This is a genomic window from Leptospira ryugenii (genome assembly GCF_003114855.1).
GTDB classification, from domain to species: Bacteria; Spirochaetota; Leptospiria; order Leptospirales; family Leptospiraceae; genus Leptospira_A; species Leptospira_A ryugenii.
Genome location: NZ_BFBB01000003.1, coordinates 314297 through 339125, shown reverse-complemented (window position 1 = coordinate 339125; position 24829 = coordinate 314297). Strand labels below are relative to the sequence as shown.

Genomic DNA, 24829 nt, shown 5'->3' with positions numbered 1-24829 from the left:
TAAAACAAGAGTTAATCTGTTAGCCGATCGGGACACAAGAGGTGAGATAAATTACGTGCATTAAAAAAAATCATACTACTCGGTAGCGTATTTGTTGTAGGAAGTATTTCTCCTCTTTATTCACAGCCGACATATGGCATGGAATATTGGCGAATTCGTTTTGACATGAGGTCAGAAAATTATATAGACTATAATTTTGATATGGCGAAACGTATAAAACGTTTTCCTGCATCTAGCCTAAATGGAATCTTCCAATAATATCTCTATACCTTAGACCCTACCATTTTACAGAGAAAAAAGACTTTAGATATCTTGGACTATGGATGGCAAACCTTCAAAGAGGATGATCAGACTCTGCGATTTAAATCTATTGAATTTGAACATTTAACTTATCTTCAATTCTTAAGTGGGAAAACAAAAGAAGCGATCTTTGAAAATCAAAAAGCAATTGATACTTTAGTGAAATCAATAGAAGAAAATTCAAAAAAGAACGCGCAAGATTTACCAGTAAGTGTGAAATTTGATATTTTCCAAAAGAATATCCTCGTTCTTACGAACATTGCACTCAAACGAGTTTTGGAAAAGCAAACAGGAGAGGTTCTAAAATACGATGAGGGTATGCTGGAAAATCGCATTTGGTTGCATGAGAGTGCAATGCATATGTTTATTTACCTCGAAACGTTTGTCATCCGAGACCGGAGTGATTTGATGGAGGCGATTTTACTTTCGGAATTAAAAAAGTCTGGAACATCGACCTTATTTGTTTCCAAGGAAATTTCTAATCTGATTTTTAAGATTATAAATGAAAGAATGAGCTATTGGATATCCCCGGAGATGAAACAGGTTCTAGATACCTATCGACTTAAATTGGATGCAACCTTACCTTCATGCGAATTTGTTAATTTAATAGAAAAGAAATGTGTATAGAACTTTTGACAAACCTACGTGATTCTATCGAAATGAAGTGGTAAGGAAACCTTTCCAATTGAAAATTTTGTTCTGTTAGGTTATTCGTTTTTTCTTTTACAAACTCGAACAAACCCTTCGCCCGGATCGACCGAGCGCCCCCGTCGAGGGAGAGCCGGATATGCGCCTAAACCATTAAGAACTAGCTTACCAATCAATGGGGAAATAGTCTTTTAGAAATTTTCCGCACCAGTGTTTGCCTGTATTGATCCCGTCAAAGAGAGGGTCAAGGACTCGTGCGGCGCCATCCACGATATCCAATGGTGGTTGAAAATCATGTAACTCTTGTTTTTTGAGGGAAAGTTCCATTGGGTCTTCATCAGTCACCCAACCAGTATCCACCGCATTCATGTAGATCCCATCTTTCGCAAAATCACTTGCAGATGTATGGGTTAACATATTCAATGCTGCCTTCGCCATATTGGTATGGGGGTGGCGGTCCTCTTTTTTGAAGCGATGGAATTTTCCTTCCATGGCAGAAACATTGATAATATGTTTTGTTCCTGTGTTGTCTTTTCGCATAATGCTAACCAGACGATTGCAAAGGACAAAGGGGGCAATGGCATTGATGAGTTGGACTTCTAAAAGCTCTGAAGTAGGGACCTCGCCAAGTTTTAGTCGCCAACTATTTGTTTTGCGAAGATCTACTTGTTGTAGGTCAGCATCCAATTTTCCTTCAGGGAAAACGGTTTCTAGTTCCTTTTGGTTGTCATGAGAATAAGGGATCATGGCAAGTTCAGCTGAGGAGCGGATGCCAATGCCTGGCAATTTTCCGGTCCATGCCACAGGTAAGGCCTTTTCCATTGCCAAATTTTTTTCGCCTGCGACTTCATGGAGCTGAGATTTACATTCCTCATAAAAACGCAGGGTGTTTCTCACATCTTTTGGTAAATCTGAGTAGGGGCTTTGTTCAAGAGGCAAAAGATGTTTGTAAAATCCTGGTGGTCTGCGGACAGTTTGTGCGGCATTGTTTACTAGAATGTCTAAACGATCTAAATGCTCTTCGAGGTAAGAACAAAAAATTTCCACACTCGGCGTATGCCGTAGGTCAAGGCCAAATACTTGCAATCTATGTTTCCAAATATGGTAGTCATCCTCTTTGGAAAAACGTACTGCCGAGTCTACCGGGAACCGTGTTGTCGCAATCACACTAGCTCCAGCACGCAGTAACATAAGAGTACTTTGGTATCCAATCTTTAAGCGCGAACCAGTGATGACAGCGACCTGGCCATCTAAAGGCGCAGACTGGAATCTTTTTGCATAATTCAGCTCTGCACATTCCTTACACATGGAATCATAAAAAAAGTGTAATTTCGTATATTCTTTTTTACAAATATAACAATTTCTTGGTGAGTGGAGCTCCTCGGCCTTTTCCCAGTTCCAGGAACTACTCGTTATCATAAGTGGTGCTTTAAAAACGGTTTCTGTCCTTGCTACCCGAATGCCTGTTAGGGCCCGCGCCTTACGTTCTTCTTTGGCAATCAGTTCTTTTCTTTGCGTCTTTACACTGCGATTTCGTTTGCGGACTTCATCTCTTGCGGGTCTAGAAATTTTACCAGCCGCAATCATCAAACGGAGACGCTCCTTTTCCTCTATACTTGTGAGAAGTTCTGTTCGCTCGGCAAGTTGTTCTAATTCGGAAATGAGCCTTTGGATATCCATACCTAGTACCAAAATGAAACTAGGAACTTTGCCCTCAATTCAAAAAGAAACAAACCGAAAAGAAAAGACAAACGGATAGAAGAGTGTAGCCGCAAGCCCGGAGGAGAATGCATAGATGAGTTCTTCTAAGGGAATGCCAAACCATCGAATGTTCAAAAACTTTTGCGTATGCCATGTGAGATCAAAGATACTCGGGTAGATCCAAAGCAAAAGGAAACAAAGGATAGAATATACGATTGTGGAGGAAACGCCACCTAAGACCGCTGGTATGAGTAGATCTCTACGTAAAAAAAGTAAGATAGAGCTAAAACTTAACATGATGAGGGGAGCTCCATAAATTAAATGGATGCCCATGGCATGAACTGTAGGAACTAGAGTCACAAAGAGTAAAACCAAAAGTAGGATGCGGTATTTGGGAGAAAAACCTCTCCCTTCCCATTTAGCGAATTGTTTTCGAAAAAAGAAAGGATAACTTGTAGAGGTGAATGCGGAAAGTCCAATGACAAACAAAAGATCCTCAATCCCAAATCCAAGTACATGGACCAAATCAAATAGAAACTTGGGCTCCCAATAGCTTGGATAAAATAAAAATTCTGTAAAGCCAAATGGAATGGAGACAATGGCAAGGATATGGATCACCTGTCGGAGGTCACTTCGGAGGAGATACACAACAAGCCCCGGGATACAAAACAAAAGGGAGAGTGTTAAGAAATGATATGATAAAATCGAAGGGTTCATGTGACCTGAAAGAAAAAAAGAATTAGCCAAACTTGTACGGAAAGATTGAATAAAATGGATAAAAAAACAAAAACGGACAGACGAAGTTTACCAGGAATCCCGTTGGAGCATAATAACTGTAATGCGATGATTGCAAACAGGAGGATATGGCCTAGTAACAAAGTTTGGCTTACAGCTGGGAAAAGGATGTATATAGAAACAAGTGAGACGACTTCACAAAACATGAGAATCAACTTGGCCGCCAAAGGGCCAAAACTCACGGCGATCGTTTTTTTATTTGAGATTTTATCGGAAGGTTGGTCAGGCAAGGAAGTGGCGATCCCACAGGAAAGGTTTAGGGGAAGTAGAACAAAAAGAAGTTCCCAAGGATATGAATTTCCTTGGCAAAGAAAAAAGGAATAGTAAGGTAAAACTAAACCAACACCTAACATTTGTAAGAACTCTCCACCCCCACGATAGGAGAGTTTGACAGGAGCATAACTATAAAAGAATAGAAGAAGGAGAGAAAGGATGGTGAGCACAAAGGGAAGGAAGGACTGGCTAGCAAGGGAAAAATACAATGATAAGGCAATACAGAGAGACATACTCAACAAAGCCGCATTGCGAATCTCTTTGGGATTTCTTTCGCCAGTCACAAGAACCCTAGAACCTCCTGAAAAAAGGGTGAAGGTTTCGTTCAGAGCATCGGTTTCCTGGTCGGCATAGTCATTGGCAAAGATGATGTAGAGTTGCAAACAAAGGCTATAGATGGCCAGACAAATCAGGATCTCGAATTTTAAATTACCGCCTTGCGCTTGTGCTATGGACAAACCTAAAACCAAAGGTGTGAGGATGTAAGATTGGGAGGGAAGCCTTGCTGCTTTTAACCAAGATAGGATCATATGTTTTCCTGTTTGTTCCATGATTGTTTGGATTGTATTTGGAAGAGAAGGCCACCTAATCCAAGTAAACAAATACCTTCTGCCATGAGGACTATAAATTTCATTCCAAAATTTTGCTCTTCCAAACCAGACTCCCAAATGCTTTTTAAGAGGGCTCCTGGAAAGTAAGAAAAGAGCTCTAATGAAAAGAAATAGAGAGTAGGCCTTGGAAATAAAATTCCAGAGATCAGTAAAAATAAAAACATAAAAAAACTCGCACTGAGGAATGCCTGCAAACTGGTCTCTAGAAAGGCACTCAAACAAATTCCCAAGCCGATGAAGGGTAAGGCTCCAAGAACACCAATGAATAGAAATAGGACAGGTGTCTCAGTGTGAAAACCGAGGGTAACTGCAAGGGATAGGGAGAGGCTTAGAGAAAATATAGCATTTGTTAGTTGTAAAAGAATTTGGGCCATATGGAAATAGATTGGGTTTGTGCTAGAAAGATACATTCTAACCCAATTTCCAGATTCTCTTTCTTGTGTCACAGACATAGCTGTAGAGAACAAGACCATAATGATGGAAAAAACCAAAAACCCAGGGACAAATTGTTGGAACTGAGAATCCTTTTGCCTTTTAGATACCACTTCTTCAGTCTCCAGCTGGAACTTAACCTGGCTTTCGTGTAGGAGTTCTGATTGTAAAAGCATAACAATCGTTTGGAGGCTGTCTTGGCTAATATTGGAATGGGGATTTGTTTTTAGAATGACCTTTAATTTTGCATCGGAGGTTTGGCTTTGGATGTAAAGTTTCAGATCGGGACTTGGGCACTCTGTTTCAGAGCTACAGAGTGTGGTATCCGAATCTACGAGTTTTGCTTTGGCTCTCTGCATCCAAGGGGAGGTTTCCCAGTCAGCGCCTCCTTCCCAATGTATCCGTATTTGAATAGCTTTTACTTTGCCAAAGACTGACCAAAAGAACAGGATAAAAAACGGCGTTGTCAAGAGAAGGAGTAAGGTGACCAGCCTGTCCCTAGTCTCTTGCCAAAGAAGCCGTTTGTAAATGCTCAACACTTTCATAACACAGTGTTTCCGAAAAGTTCGGTATAGGTTTGTTTTAGGAAAAGATATCTGTCGTCTCGATTGGGATATTTGTCTGTATCCATTGTATACGCAACCGTACCATTGCGAAGGAAGAGAATTTGATCTGAGATTTTGGAGAGTTCTTCCAAATCATGTGAAGTATACAACAGGGAAATCCCTTCGTGTAACAAGCCTTCCAAGAATGTGAACACAAGTCGTTTGCTTTCTTGGTCAAGGTTGGCAGTGGGTTCATCAAGGATGAGAAGTTTTGGTGAATGGACTGTTGCCATGGCGAGATTGAATCTCCTTTGCATCCCACCTGACAGATATTCAATGCGCTTGTCTCTTTCTTGCCACAAACCCAATTTGTGAAGGAGGTCTTCAGATTGGAGTTTTGCTTTGTCTTTGGGAAGTGAATACAGGTCTGCTAATGAGAAAAGATTTTCTAATACGGTCAATTTCTGCCAATAGGAAATGGTTTGGGGTGCGTAGCCTAAGGATTTGGGAACTTGTAATTCTTCGTGAAACTCAATCTTTCCTCTATGGAATGATTCCAGTGATAAGAGGATTTTGACTAAGCTTGTTTTGCCAACGCCATTTGGACCAAGGAGCGAAAGGCATTGGCCTTCCCAAAGTGTAAAGGAGATACCTTTTAAGACCTCCCTGTTTCCGTAATTTTTGAAAACCTGGTCAACCCACAATAATCTTCTTGTTTCCTTTTCGGTCACAATTGAAATGAAATTATCAGACACTTTTTGAGAAAGTAGAATCCCTTTGCTAAGTGAAAAAATCATTCGCATGCCCAATCTCAGTCGCTGGTTATTCGCCTTAAAAATCAAGAGCTGGCCCAAACTCCTTGTTCCGAGCTTTTTCGGCCAAATGATGGGAATGTATACGTTGCAGGAAGGTTCACTTTTTCTTTTGCTCAATGGCTTTCTCTTTACCTTCTTTCTCTTGGCTTATATTGTTCTATTGAATGATTATGCAGATATCCATGTAGATACTCTGAAAAGAAAAATGTTCCCTGACGCTGTTTCACCAAAAACGATTCCTGATGGGATATTGCCAAAAAAACAAGTGTTAGTTGTTGGAATATGCTCTGCTATACTTTGTGTTTTAGTTTCAATCTGGCTAGATATCTATTTGCAAAAAGTCTATGCGGTCTTGTTTGCCATTCTTTGCATTGTGGTCTTTGCTTTCTATTCTCTACCTCCTGTAAAACTCAATTACCGAGGTGGGGGTGAGTTTTTGGAAATGATGGGTGTAGGTGTATTGTTGCCCTATTTCCATTTTTCTCTGTATGTAGGCTTTCTTTTCCCGACCGCGCTAATGTTTTTACTTTCGCTGACAGGAGTTTTGTCTTTAACAAGCGCTATTGCAAGTGGGCTGAGTGACGAGGAGAGTGATAGAGAAGGTGGAAAAACTACCCTTGTGACCCTCCTTGGCAATGATATGGCAAAGCAGATTATCTTTTTTATATTCACCCTATCCTATTTTTTCTTCTTACTTTTTTTTATTACCCAATCCGAATGGAACCATTGGGTTTTTGTTAGTGTCTTTATCCTCTTCTATCTCTACGAATGGAAAAAAATCCAAGTCCTCACGCCAAAGGCAAGGACCAACGCCTTTGAGGAACAAAGGGTCTATAAGGACCATATCCATTACTTGATTTGGTTTGTTTTTTTTAGTTTTTCGGTGTATGCTCTCATTCGATTTTTAGTGGAGTATTTCGGTCGTGTCTGTTGATTTCAGTCATCTAGATGAGGCACTCTTAGAAAGACACCCTGAGAGAAAGAGCCTTTGTCCAGGCAGAGAAAAGGCTTCTTCCTTTGTGTCCCTTGCCAAATCTTTCGAACAGTTTGACTTCACCATTGAGGAAAAGGAAACCATCCAAGAATGTTTTAGCCAAATAATATTCACAGCAATGGAACATTTCCCAGAAAATATTTTTTGGGATTTTGATTTTGTCTTTTATCAAATGTTAGTCGATTCAAATAAATCGGAACAAGGGGTAAAAGGATATTGGATTGAGTTTTCAAAGAGAATCGGAGATATATTTTGTACCTTTGGTATCCAATCCAAAATCAAATTTAGATACATCCACGACTGGTTGTATGGATATGATTGGCTAAAGTGGACCTTGGAAAAAAAAAGAGAGGCAGAGGATCCGAGTCCGTTAGGCATTCCCTTTCTTTCCTACATCCGAGACAGGGGTCTTGGTCTATTGGAGCTCATCGATAGAGATGATCGAAATTACCCTGATCTAGGGGGAGTCTTTCGAAATCCTTTTTTCTTTTCTAGGTCAAAGGAGGAAGAGATCCTCCTACACACATCTTTGAGTTCCTCCGCCTACATTCCTATAGAAGCATGGAAATCCAAAGCATTCCCTAGGTGTGATCGTAATTATTCCTTATTGCGTTTAGAAAGAGCAAAAGAACTCAATTTACTTCCCAATGATTTACCAGGAAGCCACAAGATTTAATGAAACGGGAACGTTTGGATAAAGTATTATCCCATCTCGGTTTTGGATCGAGGACGGACGTAAAACGAATCATCGGCGAAGGAAGAGTCAGTATCAATTTACAGATTCAAAAAGATCCCTCCTTTAAAATTTCTCTCGAAGACGAGCTTTCTGTGGATTCCGAGATTCTCTTACGAAAAGAACAGTATTACTTTATGATGAATAAAGCCCCGGATTGTATCACAGCAACAGAAGATCCAAAAGAAAAGACAGTTATGGATTATTTGAAAGGAAGGCACAGGCGTATGCCACTCTTTCCCGTTGGGCGATTGGACAAAGAAACGGAAGGCCTTTTGATTCTAACAACGGATGGGGACTTTGCTCACAGGTATACATCTCCCAAACACCTAATTGAAAAGACATATTTCGCTTTGGTCCAAGGTGAAGTCACATCCAAAGACCAAGAAAAATTCAAACAGGGCATCCGTTTAGAAGATGGTTACCAAACTCTTCCAGCCGAACTCACGATTTTGGAAGCCGGTGAGACTTCAAAAGTGGAAATCCGTATTAAAGAAGGAAAGTATCGACAAATTCGCAGAATGTTTGTTATGTTAGAAAAGGAAGTTTTGTATCTTAAACGCATTCAAATGGGCTCAATTTCCTTAGATGAATCACTAAAAGTTGGAGAATACCGCGCTCTCACACCTTTGGAAGAGGCAAGTTTATAAAGAAAAACTCTCCTTTTCTTTTCACGTTTTTTTCCTCTTCTAGTTTACTTTTCTTACGTTTCCTCGTATCATCTTTCTATGGTCATTAGCACATTCCTTTCCGATCTGTTTCTCTCCATCGTAAGTTTATGGATTGCCTCTCGCTTTTGGGCACTGAGTTCTGTGGCGGCTCGAGCCTCATTCCTCGGATTTGGGATCATTGGCATTTCAGCAGGTTTGGGTTCTTTGCACTTTGCGGGGTTGACTTTCCACGACCCATTGTATCATTTTTTTGTCGCTATGTCTGGTGCTGTGGCTGTGCCTCTTATTGGCCTTGCCTTCTTTCATTTGGGAATCAAATCACTCAGCCAGAATTTTTTTCTCATCAAAGTCTTGAGCATGACCATCGGCTTTCTTATTTTTACTTATGTGTTTCCATTTGGCCTATACCAAACCATAGTTGGCGCAGTTTCTATGTTAGTTGTCATCATTGTTTGTTTAAAAAAAATCGGACGGGAACAGAAAGGAGCACTTTTGGGACTCCTAGGTGCTGTTCTTTTCATTGTAGCAGGTTTAGTGATAGGCACGAAAGGTGCGAGAGGGCCAATTTTGAATGTTGATATATTCCATGTCATGCTTGCCTTCGCAAACTATGCTCTTGGCACATCCATCCAAAGATTAAAGTAGTTATCTTTTTTCTAGGAAAGGCTCCACTAGTTCCACAAACTCTTTCGGAGCTTTTCTTGGCCTAGAAGTAGACAGTTGGACAAATAGCTGTTCGTCTCTCATACTTGCAATGGTCTCTCCTGACTCAGTAAGGATATCTTGCCTAAAATAAAATCGAATCTTTTCTATGCATTCGATCCAACTTAAGAGCAGAATCTCGGATCCTGGTTCTGGAAGTGTATGGATTTGTATATCCCCGCCCATAAAAAATGTAGTCGAGTCCGTTTCATGAATGAAGTTTAGATCAATGATTTCTTTAAAGAAAAGAAATCTCCCTTCTTCAAAGATCTTCCAAACAGACTCAGAGGGAAGATTCCAAAAACAACTCATATCACTAAATGGAATGTGCATTTTGTGCTTTAGAGTGTTTTGCTCTGGTAGTCGTTTCCCAATGCGGGTGAATGGGGAGGACTCCTGAGTAGGTATGCCCTCCAAAAGCAATCGGTTCCCCTCGGCATCAATTAGGTAGGCACTTGCTGTGATGCTACATACTTTTTTTTCATTCTGGTCATAGATAACTTGGTCAAAGTAAATGGTACGATCTGTACCTTGGCTGCCGATAGTATGGATTTCTAATTTTGCATTTTGGAATTGTTGGCTCTGGAAGCGGACATTTGTGTCCAAGGAAACAAATTTGATTCCCTTTTCGAGGCAGCTATGGATGGGGTAGCCTAGACTCTCCAAGAGAGAAAAGCGACCATCATAACAAAACCGTTCATAGGCTCGACTCGTGACATGTCGGTTCCAATCCAAATCAGAGAAGTGCGTATAACGAGAGATGCGGTTTTCAAAAGGCATAATACCCACAGGAACACCGTTCTGCTTTCTGTAAAGGGATTTCTAAGGAGAAACTTAGCGAAAAAAGAATGGTAGTTTTTGTTCTTCTGAGACTAGGTCTTGGAAGTCAGAGAAGCTCGCAAAAGGAAACCAGATTTCTTTGAAGGCCTGTAGGAGGAGAGAACGATAGTATTCTTTGTCATACCGGACCAATTTGGGGTCTTTTAGCGATTGTATCTTTTCTTCCGGTGTATATCGATTTTCTTTGCTATCGGCTCGCCTGTTGGACACGAGGTAACGAATCTTTTCACCTGCTTGCACCTCCATACCCATTTCTAACAGCTGTTTAAGGGAAATGGATGTCGCGCCATCCACTTCGTATTCTTCTGCTTCTTGCGAGGTAGATCTTTGGATCAAAAGTTCTCTCCAAGAGGCAGTTCCATTCTTTAACAAAGCATCATAATGGCGAAAAATTTCTAACACAGAGTCCTCTATGGTTTTTATGTCCTCGATGCTTTTTTTTTGGCACATCAAATCTATGATATCTAATTGTGCCTTTCTGATTAAAAGAGGCATATCCTTTCTTCTTGAATAGACACCTCTTGATTTTAAAGCACCCGTTTCAAATCTACCTATATAACGATTGGCTACTGGCATGTTTGCATCCATTGTGGAAGGAGGAAAGATTAACCATGAATAGATGCCATCTACATCCATTCGAATTTGTGTGCGTTTGTATATCTCATCACATAGATCTCCCAATTCTTCGCTAGTAAATGGAGTTTTGTCTTTTTTTTGGATAAAGATACTATCTGTAATGGCATGGATGAGTTGGTAACCTTGTTCTTCAGAGACTTCTTTTGCGGTAAGGAGTTTTTCCCGTCCAAACGCAGTCACTGATTCATGGCTTTCCAAGCGACCAAACTTTGCATTTCGATAGCCCAAGTAGCCAAAGGATGTTACCAACATCCATTTTAAGCTGGATTGTTTTGCATTGTACGCTTCCGAGAGAAGACCTGATGTTTCTTTTTTTCTTTTTTTGTAGTAAGCGCGCCTTTCTAAAACATGTTTGAGTGCATCGGACACAATACCCCTTCGTTTATTACAGATGGTATAGCCGATTTTGGGAACTCGAGGGACATCAGGATCATCTTTGCAACAAATACAATTCACACATTCAGGAGATACATTGTGTATGACCATGATACTTGGATACATTTGAGCAAAGTCAAGCTGTGCTACATTTTCCAGAACAAATCCTTGGGAAATCTCTGGTTGGAAGATCAATCCTCCTCTATCTGCATTTAGCAATTGATTGGCGGTTTTAGGGGACTCAACTGCACTTTTTTGCCAGGGAACCAAATATTTTTTTTTCAGAGCCACATCAACTTCTATATATGTTAAGGCCTTGCCCGTAGATGCACGAGCTATCTTTTGGATGGGCAATCGTGAAATACGTGCCAGTTCAACAATGCCTAATAGTTCGGCTTCTTTGAAGACAAAACTATTTCGTGAATCAATATGCCAACGACCAAATAATGGATAGGAAGCCGCACGAAAGACAATGGTTCCATATGTATTAAAACTTGTCCCTTTTGTTTGGATTTGTCTTCGAATGGGGGCAGTTTTGTCTCGGTCAAAGGCCAATGGGATTTTTAATCGTTGCGCCTCTGCAAATAAAAAAGGGAAAATCACCTGATCTCCGTAAGCCGACAAAACGATATCAGGGTCCTCTTTTTCTATGATGGTATTGATTTCAGCCAACATCCCTTCAGTAGATCTTTCTTGGATGTTGTATTCATTTTCTTCTGTTCTGAGTAAGATGCGGTTCCGTGGAATGGGAATCCTTTGGCTTTTTTCTAAAGTCAGAGAAATGGTTTTTAAGGGAGGTAAACTATATTCTAAGTCTGAAATCTGTGTGAGAGAGCGAATGCTTCGGATCACTTCTTCGCGCCCTACGGTTTCAGAAAATATTTCCAATTCGCAAAGAGGGTAGATCCCTTTTTCTACCATGTAACTAATCGGTACTTCAATATCGGTATGGTATATGTCATACTTCCCATAGAGAGCGTATAACTTTTTTGTGATTTTGGGTAGGATGCTAGGTTTGGAAATCACTAACCTCAGTACAGGTATGGTTTTGTTTTCATAGAAGAGAACCTTTTCTTCAAAACTAGGAATTTCTGCGAGAGCATCTAAATCATAGAATCGTTTGACCAATTTTTTGAGGACTTCTTTGGACCCTCGGGCATAGATTACAGGATAGTATCTATCAATGAATAGTTTCATTTTGCCTTGTTTATCTTTGGTCCAAAGAAAAATTTTCTCTTCGGAATGGTAGATATCAAAGAGATAGCCAAGTGTATGTGAAACAAATGCTTTCACAAAACGCCCTTCAAATCAATGGCCTTGGAGTTTCTGGATGTCTGCCTGGAGTTTTTTGATTTCTTTTTTGAGTTCTATGACCATGGTGAGGAGCATGGAATCAATCGGATAGGGAGATGCAGCCATAACTCCAGCTTGCACTTGTAATTTGGAAGAACGAATCAATTCATCGTAGATGGCTTGGTCTTCTTTTCGGAGGGCTCTACGAAACTCGGAAAGATTTTCTTCAATTTGTAAAATTTGGCGTGAGTAAGGTGCAATGGTTCGGCCCATAGGTTCAGACCTCCGATCTACGAATTTTGATACGCGAGAGACCTTCTTCGATTTTGAGTTCCCATAAATTGGGAGATGCTTGCAACAGTTTAGGGAAAAACATTTGGAAATTTTTGTGTCGGTATTGGACAGATTCTATGACAAGAAGAGGGATGCGGTATTCTTGGAACCTTTCTAGGCAATGCAACATCTTATGCAAAAGAAAGATGCCTTCTTCTTCTTGTACGTCACCATCTAAGAACTGTTTGCAGGGAGCTAAAAGAAAATAGATCGTATTTGACTCCTGCTCTTTTAGGAGCCGGTGCAGTGTATCGAGGATCTGGTAAGGAGTGAAGGCTCTTTGTACCAAAATCCGATCTAGGAGCGGCTCTGGGGGGACATTGCGCTTCCTTGTCTCTTGGGTAATGACAAAGGGATTGAAGCGAATGGCACAATCCAAATTGAAGATGCGAAGCCCCGCTTGGGCAAAGGCATACTCCCAATGCAGGGCCAAACGGTAGATCCCTCGTTCGCCCGTGAGGAGGGCCATACCTTTTTGGTTCCAGTTTTGGATAGGGGCATAGAGTTCCGATTCTCGGAAGGAAAGAAGGGCATTTCCCATAAATACTATTCAAATGATAAGTATAAATATGTAAAGTAAAAATAGATTTTCGTACAAATCTAGGGCCCAGTTCTTGTGTTGGCACTTGCAAATGGAAGAGAGGAAGGGAAATCCTCTATGGGCTTAGAAAAGAATTATGTGACATAAATCTAAAGCCGAGAGATCGAGTAAAAAATCTGGGTCTTTGGCATACCAACTAATTTTTATTAGATGGAGGTGGGGACTGTGTTTAAAAAAACTTTTTCGGAACAAAAATAAAAAAGAATCCAAAAAAATCATCGCATCTGGTTCTCTATCCCAATGCTCGGGAAATTCTTTCTCTTTGCCATTTGCTTACTCTTCCAACATTGCCAAATATCTTGGTACGTGCGAGAGATCAAATCCAACCAAAAGACCCAAGGGGAGCCCACCCAAGTTCGTTTGCCTATCCTAGAAAAGAAACCAAATCTCTGTTTGGTTGCACAAATGAGATATGGCCATTTTGATTCAGAGATTTCCAGTATCGATACCAAACGCGACTGGATTGATATGGAGGGCGAAGAGAAACCGAGACCCGAAGATAAGATAGACTTTTTGGGAGTTGACCCAGAGTTTTTGGTCTACCTAAAAACAAGTTTACCAAAATCTTTGCAATCCAAAATCCAAATCATTCCCATACTCTACGGAGTACCCAATTCTTTGAAAGATACAGAAGACCTAAAAATCCTTCTCAGCCCAAAATCATTTGAAAAATACGCTTTATTCAAAAAACAAAAAAACCAAGACCGAGATTGGGAAACAAAATGGAGTGCCTATACCAAGTATTTGGACCACAATACGGAAGTTATCTTCTTATCGGAGAATTGGCTAACAAAAGACTTCCGCAATTGTGAAGCCTATCTCTATTTTACTGAGCCAAAAAAAGAAGCAGACCAGATCAATATGATTGGATTTCTATTGAGTTTAGGTATACTTCCAAAAGTCGAGTATAGAAATGATACCTATTCAATCTATTACAGGGCTAAAGGAGAAAAAAAGCTTCATTTAGTGCAATACTCATTTGGCTATCGTAAAGCATTGTCTTGGCTCTTTCTGCCGACTCTTGGGCTCATGGATGAAGTCACAATCTTTGACAAACAGAATAACTTTGAAGATGAAGCTGAGGATCTGCTCTTAGATAGCCTGTCAAGCACCTTGGAGAGCAATTTATGAGACGTATCTTTCTCTTCTTATTGTTAGGACTAATACAGTGCCAAACTGTCAATGTGCTCAGAGATCCTTATGTTTACCACGGAAAGGAATCAGGAAATCTATACCAGTCCTATGCTGGAAAATTTCGCTGTTTTATCCCCGTTGATTGGAGACGAGCCGTCGTGAATGAATCCAAATATGGAATCAGTTTTTATGATGAGGACATTGGACTCTTCAAAGTGCAGGCAATCCCTTTACAAAAAACTTACTTTGAAAATCAAAAACTCGTGGGCAACGAACAAAATTTAGTCCCTTTCGTGAAAGACATCTTAGTTCGCTCAATTGGAAAACAAAAAAAGAATTACCAAATCAAAAGTGAAATGTACAGTCCGGATGTAGAAGATGGCGCTTTCTTTTTTGTATTGGAACTTCCAAAAGATATAGATATAAAAGAGAATACCTTTGCACTCTTAGCCTTACAAAAAGACGGATTCATCTATTTGATCACAAGAGACATTTCTTCACAAGCTGATGAATCTCCTTTAGAGTCTAAAGTTTTAGATTTTTATTCTCGTTTAGAGTTTTTTCCACCAAGCGTACAGTCCGTACTCAACCAATCAAATGATCTCAAAAATGAAGATGCAGAGGAGGAGGAAGGCCTGGGACTCGGTCTCTCTGGTGGCTCTTCAGGGTCTGCCAGTTTTGACCTATCTGGTATCATTCAGATCTTGCAGAGAAACCTAAATATTCCTAGTTCTAGGTTTGATATCAAACCAGGTCGATTTAAAATGAATTCTGGTATTTCTTCCAATCGGTTCAAAACACCAAACCGTGTGCATGTTAAACCCGGCAGATTTAAAAATTCCTTCCGTCCTTCCCGCTGGAGACCTTAAGATAAAGACTCTTTTTCAGGAGAGCACACTTTGTTTGGAAAATTCTTGGTAGAGTAGGCTACCTCCCAGAACGGCAGTACTAGCAATATTGTGGTCTTTCAGAACAAGAAAGGCTAGTCGGGCAGTCTTTCCATCTTTGCAAATGGTTGCTATTTTTTTTGCCCCTGATCGACTAAATTTTTGCAATAACTCTGGAAGGTTTGTGCGAATGAGACCTATGGGAAAATGAGCATCAATGTCTATACTTTGCAATTCTTCCTCATCTACCTGCAACAAAAAGTAATCTTTTCGGTTTAGGAGAATGACTTTCGGTTCTGTTAGATCAAGTCGATGTTCCTCTTTCTCGATGGCTAGGCTAGCAAGTGAGTTGATGGCATCCTTACTCTCGCCTGCCGATGGAAAGTAGGGGAATGCTGCATATTTGAGATCCGATAATGTAAATTCTTCTTGAAGAACAATCGAAAATGCATCTAACCTTAATTTGGTGTTGTTTCCCAATGTTTCATAGCCCAAAATTTTTTGGTTTTTCTTAAGGTAGATCAACTCATTTGCGATGCGATTGCCATCTGATAAAAATTCCTCCCGATCCCTTGACCAATGGAAGATCCGCGCTATCTTTTCTTTTCCGTAACTTTGTTCTGCGTCTTTCCAACTCAATCCAATCTGCCCAAACTCTACACCAAAGACGCGCAAGGTGGTGGAATGAGCCATTTTACCTAGCCGAGAGGAGAGACCTGAGGCATTTTCGGCAGCAACAAGAGCAGTATGAGAGGATATGTTGGATTGTTTTAGCCAATGATACCCATCCCTTGTTGGAACCGAAGCAGCAAGGCCACAGGCAAACACATTTTTGATATTAGTTTTGCAATGGTCATCTATTTTAATCGTTCCATCTTGCCATAATTTTAAACCAATAGATTTTGAGAGTTCTGTTCTAGGGCGAATTCCAATACAAGATATGACTCCATCTATTGGCATTTTTTGGTTATTCCAAGTAGCGCTTGTTATTTGATTTTCATTGCTTTCAAAAGTAATGTGTTTGGTATTTTTAAATACCTTTACTTTCCCAGATATTTGATTTTCCACAAGACAAGTGATTGTCTCACCAAACATAGGTAAAATCTTTTCTTCTTTTTCGATGAGAATAGCTTCGACTCCCCGTTTGTAACAAGCGTCTACTGCTTCCATACCTGCAGAACCTGCTCCAAGAACTAAAATACGTTTTTGAGCCGACCGAAATAGTCTATCTATCTGTAGAGTATCTTGGATATTACGAAGGAAAAAATGATTTTTTATTTCGGAGTGCAATCCGTCCGGGTATAGAGAGGCAGCACCCGTTGCGACAATCAATTCATCATATTTGAGTTCTGTAAGGTCCTCTTCTGATGTTGTAAAGATTGTTTTGGTCTTTGTATCAACGGCGTTGGCCTTGGTTTGTGTATAGACTTCGATGTTAAAGAATTTCTTTAGGTAGTTCTCATCTTCTTTTTTTAATTGGTCTATGCTCTTTACCTCCCCACTTAAGAAATAAGGCAAGCCCGAAAGAGAGTAGGAAACTTCATTGCCTTTTTCTAGGAGCACTATCCTTGCTCTGGCATCAAGTTCCCGAATCCGTTTGGCGGCGATAGCACCCGAGAAGGAGGCACCAATGATAGCGATTGTTTTGGGTAGCTGGTATTCTTTCGCCATAGACTAGAGTAGAAGATTCATTCAAAAAATAGCAAGTATTTACAATTGCTTTAGAATTTTAGATAGCCTGTCCATTCTTCAGGCGGTGGGTTTTTGAGAAATTCCTCGCAACGTGTCAGATAAACTCTTACAAGAGGGTCATTAGGACAATGCTTCTGGTACTCTTGGAAAGAAGATAATGCCTTATCGAAATCTTTCCCTTTAAAAAATTGCATACCTTGGAATAGAAGGCTATAGAAAACTTCCTCCTGTCGCTCTGTCTTGTTTGGTGCATAGGCTTCATAGACGACGACTGGTTTGGTTTTCCCTTTTACAATGACGGCATCAATTTCTCTAAAGGTTATAACTTGGCTATCCATACAATGCTTGCGAACGGAATCACTCACAAGGATTGGCAAAGAAAAATATTTTGTTAGACCTTCCAACCGTGATGCAAGATTGACGGCATCTCCTATCACTGTTGTATCCAATCTCTTTGATTCACCTACTGTTCCTAACATAACATTACCATGGTGAATCCCGAACCCAGCATCCAAATGGAAATTTTCTGCATATTGCAAGCGCATCCTCTCCACCTCCTTGTGCATTTCCAAAGCTGCCATCACAGCATCTTCTGGGCGGAGAGGAAACAGTGCCATAATGGCATCGCCTATATACTTATCAATGAATCCGTTGTGTTTTGCAATAATCGGACCCAAACATTCCATGTATTCATTTAAAATGAGAAATACATCTTTGGCGGAATTGGATTCGGATAGGACAGTGAAGTTGCGAATATCCGAAAATAGAATCGTCATTTGGCGTTCTACACTATCTCCTCTTGCCACCTCGAGGATTGATTTTCTCTTTAGGATTTCCAAAAATTGATTGGGAACAAAACGAGATATAGATTCATTTAATTTTTTTTCTTCATCTAAGGCTTTTTTTTGTGAATCTATCAAATCTTTTCTAGCTTGCTCTCTTTCTTTAGTAAGGCTATTGATACGATCTCCTATACCTAAACTAAGAAATATACCTTCTAAAAAACTACCGTATAGCGGGCTATAGGCGATAAAACTTGAGTAGTCAAATACGCCTAAATTCATCAAGATAAAAAAACTTACACTCACCAATAAAAAAGACCAAGCGATCAAAAAATAGCGTGCGCCAGAAAATCCTTGCTGGAAGCGATACAATGCGGAGTAACTGATAACCAAAATCGCATACAGAGGTACCACATTTGCAATGAGAGTTTGGTATGTATAAGGAAAGAGTGAAATGACCACTACGCTAAATGCATTTAGAAATATCGCAACATTGATTAATTTTTCTATCCTTGTGCCCTCTTTTTTTGGAAACAAAAAGGCTTTTGCAAAGATGGTAGCTGCTAAAGTCGCAGCAATCGAACTAATCGGACTTAAATTGAGAATGAACTCGTTTTGTGAAAAATCTATGAAAGGCATCCATTGGTTCATGGAATTGAAGATAAACAGCAGAAAGAAAAAAATATAACAGCAGTAAAAAAAGAATAATTTCTCTCGGATGGAAAAAAATAGGATTAGATTATAGCACAAAAGTAAGATCATCCCTCCATAATAAAATCCACTCATTAGGTCAGATAATTTTACAAAGCTGATGAACTCTTCTTCTTGGAAAAAGCGCAAAGGAACAAAGGTTGGTCCTGCGGTTCTTACATGGAAGTAGAGCCTTTTCGTTTCATTTTTTTTGAATTCGAGAGGGAAAACGGGGTGTTTATATGGGTACAAAATGTCCGGTTTGGCAATCCTTCGGCCTGCCTGTAGATGTTCATATCGATCATTATTGGGATTTAAATAGAATAAATTGATGGAGATGAGGGATGCAGAATCGATGGAGAGAAACCATTTCTCTATTTCTGTTTGGTTGGAGACATCCAATCTGATCCAAAGTGCAGCATCTAGAATCCCAAATGTTGCGTTGTGTCCAGTCTGTGACCACTTTTCTTCCCTTAGGCTTAAGATATCATCTAAAGTGGCTTGGTCATGGGGGTCCAACCAATATTTGGCAGATGTATTTCCATAAAGCCAATACTCTCCTGACTTTAGATGGAAGACCCCCGAGCCATCTCCCCCTTCTTTGACTTTGCAATGCCCCAAGAGAGCAAACAGTGTGCAAAGTAGAAAGTAGGTAAGGGTCTTTCTCATTTTAAAAGTAAGGTTTCAAACCGGATTCAAAAGAATCGATCAATTCACGGAGCCTCCAGTGGAATGATTGTCCAAGTACTTGCAATGCCAAACCATCCCCCTGGCTTAGGCTACCCAAAGAAACAACGTCCAATCCTTCCGCAGAAAATATCGACTTTACTTCTTGTAGGTTTTCTTTGGCTGTGCTAACAAGAAAACTTGCCCCTGTCTCACCAAAAAGAAGTGTATCCAAACGTTTGTTAGTTTCCGTTAAAGCTTGTAAGTCTACTTCCGCTTTTAATTGACCTCCGATCACTATCTTTGACAATGCGATCAGTAATCCCCCCAAGGAAAGATCTTTTGCTGATCTCAGCAATCCCTTGGCATTTGCGGACAGAATAGATTGCATTACCTTTTTTTCTGTTTCGAGGTCGCAAGTTGGAATACTACCCTGGTCCAAACCATGGAATTGGGAGAGGTATTCACTAGCACTCAATTGGGGGGAAAATTTCCCTACTAAGAGTAACTCTAGTTTGTTAGATAAGTCTTTCGGAAAGGTGCTTAGTGCGTTTTGTACATCGGCAATGACACCCACCATTCCTATCGTGGGAGTAGGATAAACTGGCCCCTCGGGTGACTCATTATAAAATGAGACATTGCCTCCGGTGATTGGCAAACCTAAACTTCTACAGGCATCCCCGAGACCTTTTACACATTCCGTAAACACATAATAGTTTTCAGGTATGTAAGGGTTTCCAAAATTCAAATTGTTTGTGACTCCATAGGGTTCTGCACCTGTGGCAACAACATTGCGGGCAGCCTCACAAACGGCAAAGGCTGCACCATGGTAAGGGTCTAGATAGGTATAACGTGAGTTACAATCTGTAGATACGGCGATTCCCTTTTTAGTTCCAGGAATACGAACAAGTCCTCCATCCTGTCCTGGTGGGACAACTTTTACCAATCCAACTTCAGTGTCATATTGTTCATAGATGGGCCTTCGAGAACAAACATTAGGCGAAGAAAGAAATTGAACCAATACTTTAGATAGATCTTTGTGTTCTAAGTCTTTTATGCTGTTTAGCCCAAATTCTTTGGCAGTATCTAGATACGCAGGTCGTTTGGTCTCTCTAACATACCTCGGAGCACCTCCGCCTAGAACAAGGCTTTCGGCAGGGATTTCTGCCTTGAGTTTTCCATCTTTTCGAATGCGTAATATACCATCGCCAGTTACGGTTCCGATCTCCTTGGAATGCAGGCCCCATTTTTCAAAGATGGCAACTAGCTCTTTCTCTTTTCCAAGTTCAGGAATGACTAACATCCGTTCTTGGGATTCAGAAAGCATGATTTCGTAGGCATTCATTCCAGACTCTCGGAGGGGAACTAAATCCAAATCCACATCCATTCCGGTTTTGCCGCGAGCGCTCATTTCCGAAGTGGCACAAGAAATCCCCGCAGCTCCCATATCTTGTATACCCACTAATACTTGTTTTTGTATAGCTTCTAGGGAGGCTTCCATCAAAAGTTTTTCCATGAAGGGGTCACCCACTTGGACAGCAGAACGTTTCTCTTCCGACTCTTTGGAAAGATCCTTCGAGGCAAAACTTGCACCATGGATCCCATCTCGGCCAGTAGTCGTTCCAACAATGTACACTTTGTTGCCAACTTTTCCTTTGGTAGAAGCGGAGGCCATTTCTTTGTGTTTGGCGATACCAACTGTCATGGCATTTACCAATGGATTTTTATTGAAGGTTGGATGTACAAACAACTCTCCGCCACCAACGGCAATCCCAAGAGAGTTTCCGTAGTCCCCAATCCCTTTGACAGCCCGACTGAGAAGATATTTGTTTCGTGCTTCCTTAGGGTCACCAAATCGCAGTGAGTTGAGAGATGTAATGGGCCTTGCACCCATAGTGAAGATATCTCTCATGATCCCTCCCACTCCCGTTGCTGCACCTTGGTAGGGTTCTACGGCAGTCGGGTGGTTATGGCTCTCAATTTTGAAAACAACGGCAAGACCGTCACCGATGTCCATTGCACCCGCGTTCTCTTCACCTGCTTCGGCCAAAAGTTTATCTGACTTGGTCGGAAGTGTTTTGAGTTGCAGGATAGAATTTTTGTAGGAACAATGTTCGGACCACATGGCAGAAAAGATCCCAAGCTCAGTAGAGTTGGGAACTCTACCTAAGATAGACTGTATCTGTTCAAACTCTTGTTCGGTGAGTCCATGTTCTTTTGCATCTGCCAAACTAACGGTATCTTTTTCCATTCTATGAAAGCCCTTTATGTAATCGTGTGGTAATTTCGATTGAAGTAGAGAAGAGGTGAACCTTCTTCCCATTTTGTGTCTTCCACCTTACCGATCACGATCCAATGATCGCCTGCCTCAATCATTTGGTGCAAACGACAGTCAAGGTTTGCTAAGGATTGGGGCAAAACGGGCGCACCCGTTTTCAGTTGGATCGGTGAAAGTGCGTCTAAAACTTCAGCTTTGTCCAGTGAACCAGAGGCAAAATCAGCGGAAATTTGTTTTTGCTCTGACTTAAGAATATTCACACAGAAAGCCTGTGCGGATTCGATTTCTTCTTTGGCTTGTGAACCCTTCAATAAACAGAAGAGGACAAGGGGCGGATCAAGAGAAAGTGAGGAGAAACTAGAGACCGTAAGCCCTCCCTTTTTGCTTGGTGATTGGTACGTAATGACAGAAACTCCACTGGCCCAACGGGAAAGTGTCGCTTTGAAGTTTTGTGCAGATGAATCCATTCCGCCTCCGAGATTGATAAATATCAATGTTTGGAATCAGAATAAATATGAAATTCAATTTGACCAAGCTGAAAAAAAAACGTCAGACTGGAAGAGTAGAGCGGAGTTTCCCATGAAAACATTGACCAAACATAGAGAATTGATTTACCAGGACCTAGCGCAAAGGTTCGACCACCCCACAGCAAAGATGGTTTTTGAGTCGGTACGATCCAAAGCGGATAGGATTAGTTTTGCTACTGTTTACAATTCTTTGGAATACCTTGTCGACCGAGGTATGGTCAACAAATTGAATATCGAATCTGATTCTGTGCGTTATGATGCTTGTGTAAGCTCACATTCGCATGTGATTTGCCAAAAATGCGGAAAGATCATAGACGTTCCGACCTTACAATTGCAGGAAAACCAAGTGGACTTTGACTCACTCGGATTTTCCGTCCAGAAAGTGGATACTGTGGTCGTAGGAGTTTGCAAAACCTGCTAATTTTTTGTAGGACATAATCCCTAATTTACCCATGTTGGTTCCATGGGTAAAATCCACAGCCTCTCCCCAGAACTCGTCAACCAGATTGCGGCGGGAGAGGTCATTGAATCCACTCATTCCATCTTAAAAGAACTCATTGAAAATTCTTTGGACGCGGGTGCAACCGCCTTGGAGATTGCCACGGAAAACGCGGGCCTTTCCCGTATCCTCGTCTCAGACAATGGCCAGGGCATACAAAGAGAAGATCTACCCTTAGCCATACAAAGGTATGCCACCTCTAAAATCCAAAACTTCCGCGATTTAGAATCACTTTCGAGCTTTGGCTTCCGTGGAGAGGCACTGGCTTCTATTGCCTCGGTTTCCCGCGTGCTACTAGCAAGCGGCACGGAAGGGCAGAGAGTTGCCTACCAAATTACCGTGGAAGAGGGAAAGGTCATTCGTGAAGAGGAAATCCCGCACTTCCAAGGAACAAGGATAGAAATCACAGACCTCTTCTATAACACTCCAGTGCGTCGGAAGTTCTTAAAATCAGAAATGGGAGAAGAAAAGAAAAATCGAATCCGCGTACAAACCATGGCTTTGGCAGAGCCTGGTGTTTCCTTTCGTTACATCCAGAATGAGAGAGAAGTTGTCTCGGTTCCCAGAGAATCAGCCTGGGAAAGAGTTTTATCTTTGTTTGGTGAAAATCTAAGGGACCATCTCTTGGAAGTACAACTCGAAAGGAATGGGATCAAGATCCAAGGCTGGATCTCCCACCCTGATTTTTATAAATCGCAAAGATCGGGGCAATTCTTCTTTGTAAACCAAAGAGCAGTGGATTTGAAGTTTAGTTCTCAAATTCTAAAACGTTGTTACGGAGAGCTTTTGCCTTCGGGCGCCTTTCCTTATGCCTTTCTCTTCCTCTCGCTCCCAGCCAATTTTGTGGATGTAAACGTTCACCCACAAAAAAGAGAAGTCCGCTTTTTATCCGAGGAAGTGATTTCAGGCCTTCTATACCAAGCCGTCATAGAGGTACTCCGCAACAAAACCCCCATCGAATTTTTAGAAATGAGACGACGCCTATCTCTGCCTCAGGTGGCACAGCTTCCCAGAGAGCAAACTTCGGATGGCGAGCCAGACCTGCTGATGGAGATGCCTCTCACCAAACGTACGCCATACGAAGTGGAAACACACGGCCCAGGCATCAACCTCCACCTTCTCACAGATTCCTCTCAAAAGCAGACTAGCTTCGTTCCCAAAAAACACTTTGGGATCGTCTTTGAAACCTTTATCCTAGCCGAAGGAGAGGACGGTCTCTATATCATAGACCAGCACACCGCACACGAAAGAATCCGCTACGAAGAAGTCCTACGTGACTTAAAACAGAAGGCATACAAAAGACAGGCTCTTCTTTCCCCCATACGTTTGGAGATGACAAAAGAGGATGCGCAGGCAGTCTTTCAGGAAAAGGAAAAACTGAGTGGTTTAGGCATTGAGATCGATGCCTTTTCCGGTGGCACCATCCTTGTCCGTGAAGTGCCAAGTTACCTAAACCCAGGAGAAGAAAAGGATACCATCTTGGAATTTCTGGAAACAAGAGAAAGCACTTGGGAAAACGAACAAGAATTATACGATGAAATGGCAAAGTGCATCGCATGCCGCTCCGCAGTGAAAAAAGGAGACCAAATCTCTGATGCTTTGATTGCGGAACTCCTCCAAAGGCTTTCCTATTGTGAAAATCCTAGCCTCTGCCCCCATGGCCGACCCACCTTGATCAAACTGACCAAAACCGATCTCCTAAAAATGTTCCATAGAATCTAAAGACAAAAACATTGAACTTTTGCATGGGAATCACATCCTTGACCTAATGCCACGTCCATTAGAAGGCAAAAACATGACACTCCGGGAGAAGGAGAAAATCCTCCTCCAAAAGATCAAAGCCGGTGATCCACAGGCCTATATGACCTTGGTCTCTCCCTTCCGCGAGAGGCTTTTCCGCAAAGCAGTGTCCATGGTAAAGGATGCCGATGATGCCGAAGACATCGTCCAAGATGCTTTGATCTCTGGCTACCGTTCCATCCAAAACTTCCGAGCCGAAGCTGGTGTCTACACCTGGCTCTACCGCATTGTTGTGAATAAATCCAAAGACCTGCTCTCCAAAAAGAAAAGGGGTCGGGAAAAGCCCATGGATGATACTGGAGACAACCAGTTTGTGGATGAAAGAGAAGGTTACGAAAAAAAACTCGAACTTTCCGAGGAGTCCGCTTATCTAATGGAAAAGATTGCCCAACTAGAAGATTCCTACAAACAAGTTCTAGAACTTCGCTATTTTGAGAACCTTTCGTATAACGAAATAGCCGAAATTATGGAATGTAATGTGGGGACTGTCAAGAGCAGGCTCTTCAAAGCGAAGGAGTTTTTGAAACACCTAATCCTGAAAGACGAAAAGGGAGAGGGTTTTTTCGAGAAATGATA

At 41.2% G+C, this 24829-nt stretch carries 23 protein-coding genes; 10 read left to right on the top strand and 13 right to left on the bottom strand.

The window, feature by feature from the left end:
• Positions 1-312: 312 nt before the first annotated feature.
• The gene (locus tag DI060_RS05995) at positions 313-927 is read left to right on the top strand and encodes a hypothetical protein (RefSeq protein ID WP_108974743.1); all 615 of its coding nucleotides are present in this window, start codon (positions 313-315) and stop codon (positions 925-927) included.
• A gap of 186 nt (positions 928-1113) precedes the next feature.
• On the opposite strand, the gene DI060_RS05990 is transcribed toward DI060_RS05995, so the two are convergent.
• Genes DI060_RS05990 through DI060_RS05970 form a run of 5 tightly spaced genes read right to left on the bottom strand, consistent with a single transcriptional unit; the run spans position 1114 to position 6102 of the window.
• On the bottom strand, positions 1114-2628 hold the full coding sequence (locus tag DI060_RS05990) for an SDR family oxidoreductase (RefSeq protein WP_108974741.1): 1515 nt from the start codon (positions 2626-2628) through the stop codon (positions 1114-1116).
• 39 nt (positions 2629-2667) lie between these two features.
• On the bottom strand, positions 2668-3366 hold the full coding sequence (locus DI060_RS05985) for a lycopene cyclase domain-containing protein (protein WP_108974739.1): 699 nt from the start codon (positions 3364-3366) through the stop codon (positions 2668-2670).
• Positions 3363-4247 (bottom strand): prenyltransferase, encoded by an 885-nt coding sequence (locus DI060_RS05980; protein WP_167836931.1) that lies wholly within the window; start codon positions 4245-4247, stop codon positions 3363-3365. Before DI060_RS05980 ends, DI060_RS05985 begins: the two co-directional genes overlap by 4 nt.
• Positions 4244-5305 (bottom strand): ABC transporter permease, encoded by a 1062-nt coding sequence (locus DI060_RS05975; protein WP_108974735.1) that lies wholly within the window; start codon positions 5303-5305, stop codon positions 4244-4246. The genes DI060_RS05980 and DI060_RS05975 overlap by 4 nt, the downstream gene beginning before the upstream one ends.
• Positions 5302-6102, bottom strand: a complete 801-nt coding sequence (locus tag DI060_RS05970; protein ID WP_167836930.1) for an ABC transporter ATP-binding protein — start codon at positions 6100-6102, stop codon at positions 5302-5304. The genes DI060_RS05975 and DI060_RS05970 overlap by 4 nt, the downstream gene beginning before the upstream one ends.
• Before the next feature lie 4 nt (positions 6103-6106).
• On the opposite strand from DI060_RS05970, the gene DI060_RS05965 reads away from it, so the two are divergent.
• The 4 genes from DI060_RS05965 (at position 6107) to DI060_RS05950 (ending at position 9163) form a co-directional block, all read left to right on the top strand.
• Positions 6107-7054 carry a prenyltransferase gene (locus DI060_RS05965; RefSeq protein WP_108974731.1) on the top strand — a complete coding sequence of 316 codons (948 nt, stop codon included), beginning with the start codon at positions 6107-6109 and terminating at the stop codon, positions 7052-7054.
• Positions 7044-7790, top strand: a complete 747-nt coding sequence (locus DI060_RS05960; protein WP_108974729.1) for a hypothetical protein — start codon at positions 7044-7046, stop codon at positions 7788-7790. Before DI060_RS05965 ends, DI060_RS05960 begins: the two co-directional genes overlap by 11 nt.
• A complete protein-coding gene (locus tag DI060_RS05955; RefSeq protein ID WP_108974727.1) occupies positions 7790-8497 on the top strand; it encodes a pseudouridine synthase in 708 nt (235 codons plus the stop codon). The genes DI060_RS05960 and DI060_RS05955 overlap by 1 nt, the downstream gene beginning before the upstream one ends.
• 78 nt (positions 8498-8575) lie before the next feature.
• Positions 8576-9163 (top strand): DUF6962 family protein, encoded by a 588-nt coding sequence (locus DI060_RS05950; protein WP_108974725.1) that lies wholly within the window; start codon positions 8576-8578, stop codon positions 9161-9163.
• Here the strand turns inward: DI060_RS05950 and DI060_RS05945 are convergent, their stop codons facing one another.
• Genes DI060_RS05945 through DI060_RS05930 form a run of 4 tightly spaced genes read right to left on the bottom strand, consistent with a single transcriptional unit; the run spans position 9164 to position 13238 of the window.
• Entirely contained in the window at positions 9164-10000 is an 837-nt protein-coding gene (locus DI060_RS05945; protein WP_108974723.1) for an acyl-CoA thioesterase, read from the bottom strand.
• 54 nt (positions 10001-10054) lie between these two features.
• The gene (locus DI060_RS05940; protein ID WP_244594295.1) at positions 10055-12364 is read right to left on the bottom strand and encodes a DNA polymerase domain-containing protein; all 2310 of its coding nucleotides are present in this window, start codon (positions 12362-12364) and stop codon (positions 10055-10057) included.
• 15 nt (positions 12365-12379) lie between these two features.
• Positions 12380-12637: a DUF8156 family protein gene (locus tag DI060_RS05935; protein WP_108974721.1), complete on the bottom strand. Its 258-nt coding sequence runs from the start codon at positions 12635-12637 to the stop codon at positions 12380-12382.
• A gap of 4 nt (positions 12638-12641) precedes the next feature.
• Positions 12642-13238, bottom strand: coding sequence for a hypothetical protein (locus tag DI060_RS05930; RefSeq protein ID WP_108974719.1), 597 nt, complete (start codon positions 13236-13238; stop codon positions 12642-12644).
• A gap of 300 nt (positions 13239-13538) precedes the next feature.
• On the opposite strand from DI060_RS05930, the gene DI060_RS05925 reads away from it, so the two are divergent.
• Positions 13539-14429: a hypothetical protein gene (locus DI060_RS05925; RefSeq protein WP_108974717.1), complete on the top strand. Its 891-nt coding sequence runs from the start codon at positions 13539-13541 to the stop codon at positions 14427-14429.
• Complete coding sequence (locus DI060_RS05920; protein ID WP_108974715.1) at positions 14426-15301, top strand: hypothetical protein; 876 nt, start codon at positions 14426-14428, stop codon at positions 15299-15301. The genes DI060_RS05925 and DI060_RS05920 overlap by 4 nt, the downstream gene beginning before the upstream one ends.
• Positions 15302-15316: 15 nt before the next feature.
• Here the strand turns inward: DI060_RS05920 and DI060_RS05915 are convergent, their stop codons facing one another.
• The 4 genes from DI060_RS05915 to DI060_RS05900 are packed head-to-tail and all read right to left on the bottom strand — an operon-like array spanning position 15317 to position 21894.
• On the bottom strand, positions 15317-16990 hold the full coding sequence (locus tag DI060_RS05915; protein ID WP_108974713.1) for an FAD-dependent oxidoreductase: 1674 nt from the start codon (positions 16988-16990) through the stop codon (positions 15317-15319).
• Positions 16991-17040: 50 nt separating this feature from the next.
• Entirely contained in the window at positions 17041-19152 is a 2112-nt protein-coding gene (locus tag DI060_RS05910) for a 7TM diverse intracellular signaling domain-containing protein (protein WP_108974711.1), read from the bottom strand.
• 1 nt (position 19153) lies between these two features.
• The gene (gene purL / locus DI060_RS05905; RefSeq protein WP_108974709.1) at positions 19154-21400 is read right to left on the bottom strand and encodes a phosphoribosylformylglycinamidine synthase subunit PurL; all 2247 of its coding nucleotides are present in this window, start codon (positions 21398-21400) and stop codon (positions 19154-19156) included.
• 14 nt (positions 21401-21414) lie between these two features.
• Positions 21415-21894, bottom strand: a complete 480-nt coding sequence (locus tag DI060_RS05900) for a flavin reductase family protein (RefSeq protein ID WP_108974707.1) — start codon at positions 21892-21894, stop codon at positions 21415-21417.
• 112 nt (positions 21895-22006) lie between these two features.
• On the opposite strand from DI060_RS05900, the gene DI060_RS05895 reads away from it, so the two are divergent.
• From DI060_RS05895 to DI060_RS05885, 3 genes are read left to right on the top strand one after another with little or no spacing between them, the layout of a single operon-like run.
• Positions 22007-22375, top strand: a complete 369-nt coding sequence (locus DI060_RS05895; protein ID WP_108975675.1) for a Fur family transcriptional regulator — start codon at positions 22007-22009, stop codon at positions 22373-22375.
• Positions 22376-22417: 42 nt separating this feature from the next.
• Positions 22418-24175: a DNA mismatch repair endonuclease MutL gene (gene mutL, locus DI060_RS05890; RefSeq protein WP_108974705.1), complete on the top strand. Its 1758-nt coding sequence runs from the start codon at positions 22418-22420 to the stop codon at positions 24173-24175.
• Positions 24176-24221: 46 nt separating this feature from the next.
• A complete protein-coding gene (locus DI060_RS05885) occupies positions 24222-24827 on the top strand; it encodes an RNA polymerase sigma factor (protein WP_439956890.1) in 606 nt (201 codons plus the stop codon).
• Positions 24828-24829 lie beyond the last annotated feature (2 nt).

Excerpts from the sequence above, each read along its gene's own strand:
- DI060_RS05990 (WP_108974741.1), bottom strand. The coding sequence starts at position 2,628 with ATGGATATCCAAAGGCTCATTTCCGAATTAGAACAACTTGCCGAGCGA.
- DI060_RS05985 (WP_108974739.1), bottom strand. The coding sequence starts at position 3,366 with ATGAACCCTTCGATTTTATCATATCATTTCTTAACACTCTCCCTTTTG.
- DI060_RS05980 (WP_167836931.1), bottom strand. The coding sequence starts at position 4,247 with ATGATCCTATCTTGGTTAAAAGCAGCAAGGCTTCCCTCCCAATCTTAC.
- DI060_RS05975 (WP_108974735.1), bottom strand. The coding sequence starts at position 5,305 with ATGAAAGTGTTGAGCATTTACAAACGGCTTCTTTGGCAAGAGACTAGG.
- DI060_RS05970 (WP_167836930.1), bottom strand. The coding sequence starts at position 6,102 with ATGATTTTTTCACTTAGCAAAGGGATTCTACTTTCTCAAAAAGTGTCT.
- DI060_RS05965 (WP_108974731.1), top strand. The coding sequence starts at position 6,107 with ATGCCCAATCTCAGTCGCTGGTTATTCGCCTTAAAAATCAAGAGCTGG.
- DI060_RS05955 (WP_108974727.1), top strand. The coding sequence starts at position 7,790 with ATGAAACGGGAACGTTTGGATAAAGTATTATCCCATCTCGGTTTTGGA.
- DI060_RS05950 (WP_108974725.1), top strand. The coding sequence starts at position 8,576 with ATGGTCATTAGCACATTCCTTTCCGATCTGTTTCTCTCCATCGTAAGT.
- DI060_RS05945 (WP_108974723.1), bottom strand. The coding sequence starts at position 10,000 with ATGCCTTTTGAAAACCGCATCTCTCGTTATACGCACTTCTCTGATTTG.
- DI060_RS05935 (WP_108974721.1), bottom strand. The coding sequence starts at position 12,637 with ATGGGCCGAACCATTGCACCTTACTCACGCCAAATTTTACAAATTGAA.
- DI060_RS05930 (WP_108974719.1), bottom strand. The coding sequence starts at position 13,238 with ATGGGAAATGCCCTTCTTTCCTTCCGAGAATCGGAACTCTATGCCCCT.
- DI060_RS05925 (WP_108974717.1), top strand. The coding sequence starts at position 13,539 with ATGCTCGGGAAATTCTTTCTCTTTGCCATTTGCTTACTCTTCCAACAT.
- DI060_RS05920 (WP_108974715.1), top strand. The coding sequence starts at position 14,426 with ATGAGACGTATCTTTCTCTTCTTATTGTTAGGACTAATACAGTGCCAA.
- DI060_RS05915 (WP_108974713.1), bottom strand. The coding sequence starts at position 16,990 with ATGGCGAAAGAATACCAGCTACCCAAAACAATCGCTATCATTGGTGCC.
- DI060_RS05910 (WP_108974711.1), bottom strand. The coding sequence starts at position 19,152 with ATGAGAAAGACCCTTACCTACTTTCTACTTTGCACACTGTTTGCTCTC.
- purL (WP_108974709.1), bottom strand. The coding sequence starts at position 21,400 with ATGGAAAAAGATACCGTTAGTTTGGCAGATGCAAAAGAACATGGACTC.
- DI060_RS05900 (WP_108974707.1), bottom strand. The coding sequence starts at position 21,894 with ATGGATTCATCTGCACAAAACTTCAAAGCGACACTTTCCCGTTGGGCC.
- DI060_RS05895 (WP_108975675.1), top strand. The coding sequence starts at position 22,007 with ATGAAAACATTGACCAAACATAGAGAATTGATTTACCAGGACCTAGCG.
- mutL (WP_108974705.1), top strand. The coding sequence starts at position 22,418 with ATGGGTAAAATCCACAGCCTCTCCCCAGAACTCGTCAACCAGATTGCG.
- DI060_RS05885 (WP_439956890.1), top strand. The coding sequence starts at position 24,222 with ATGCCACGTCCATTAGAAGGCAAAAACATGACACTCCGGGAGAAGGAG.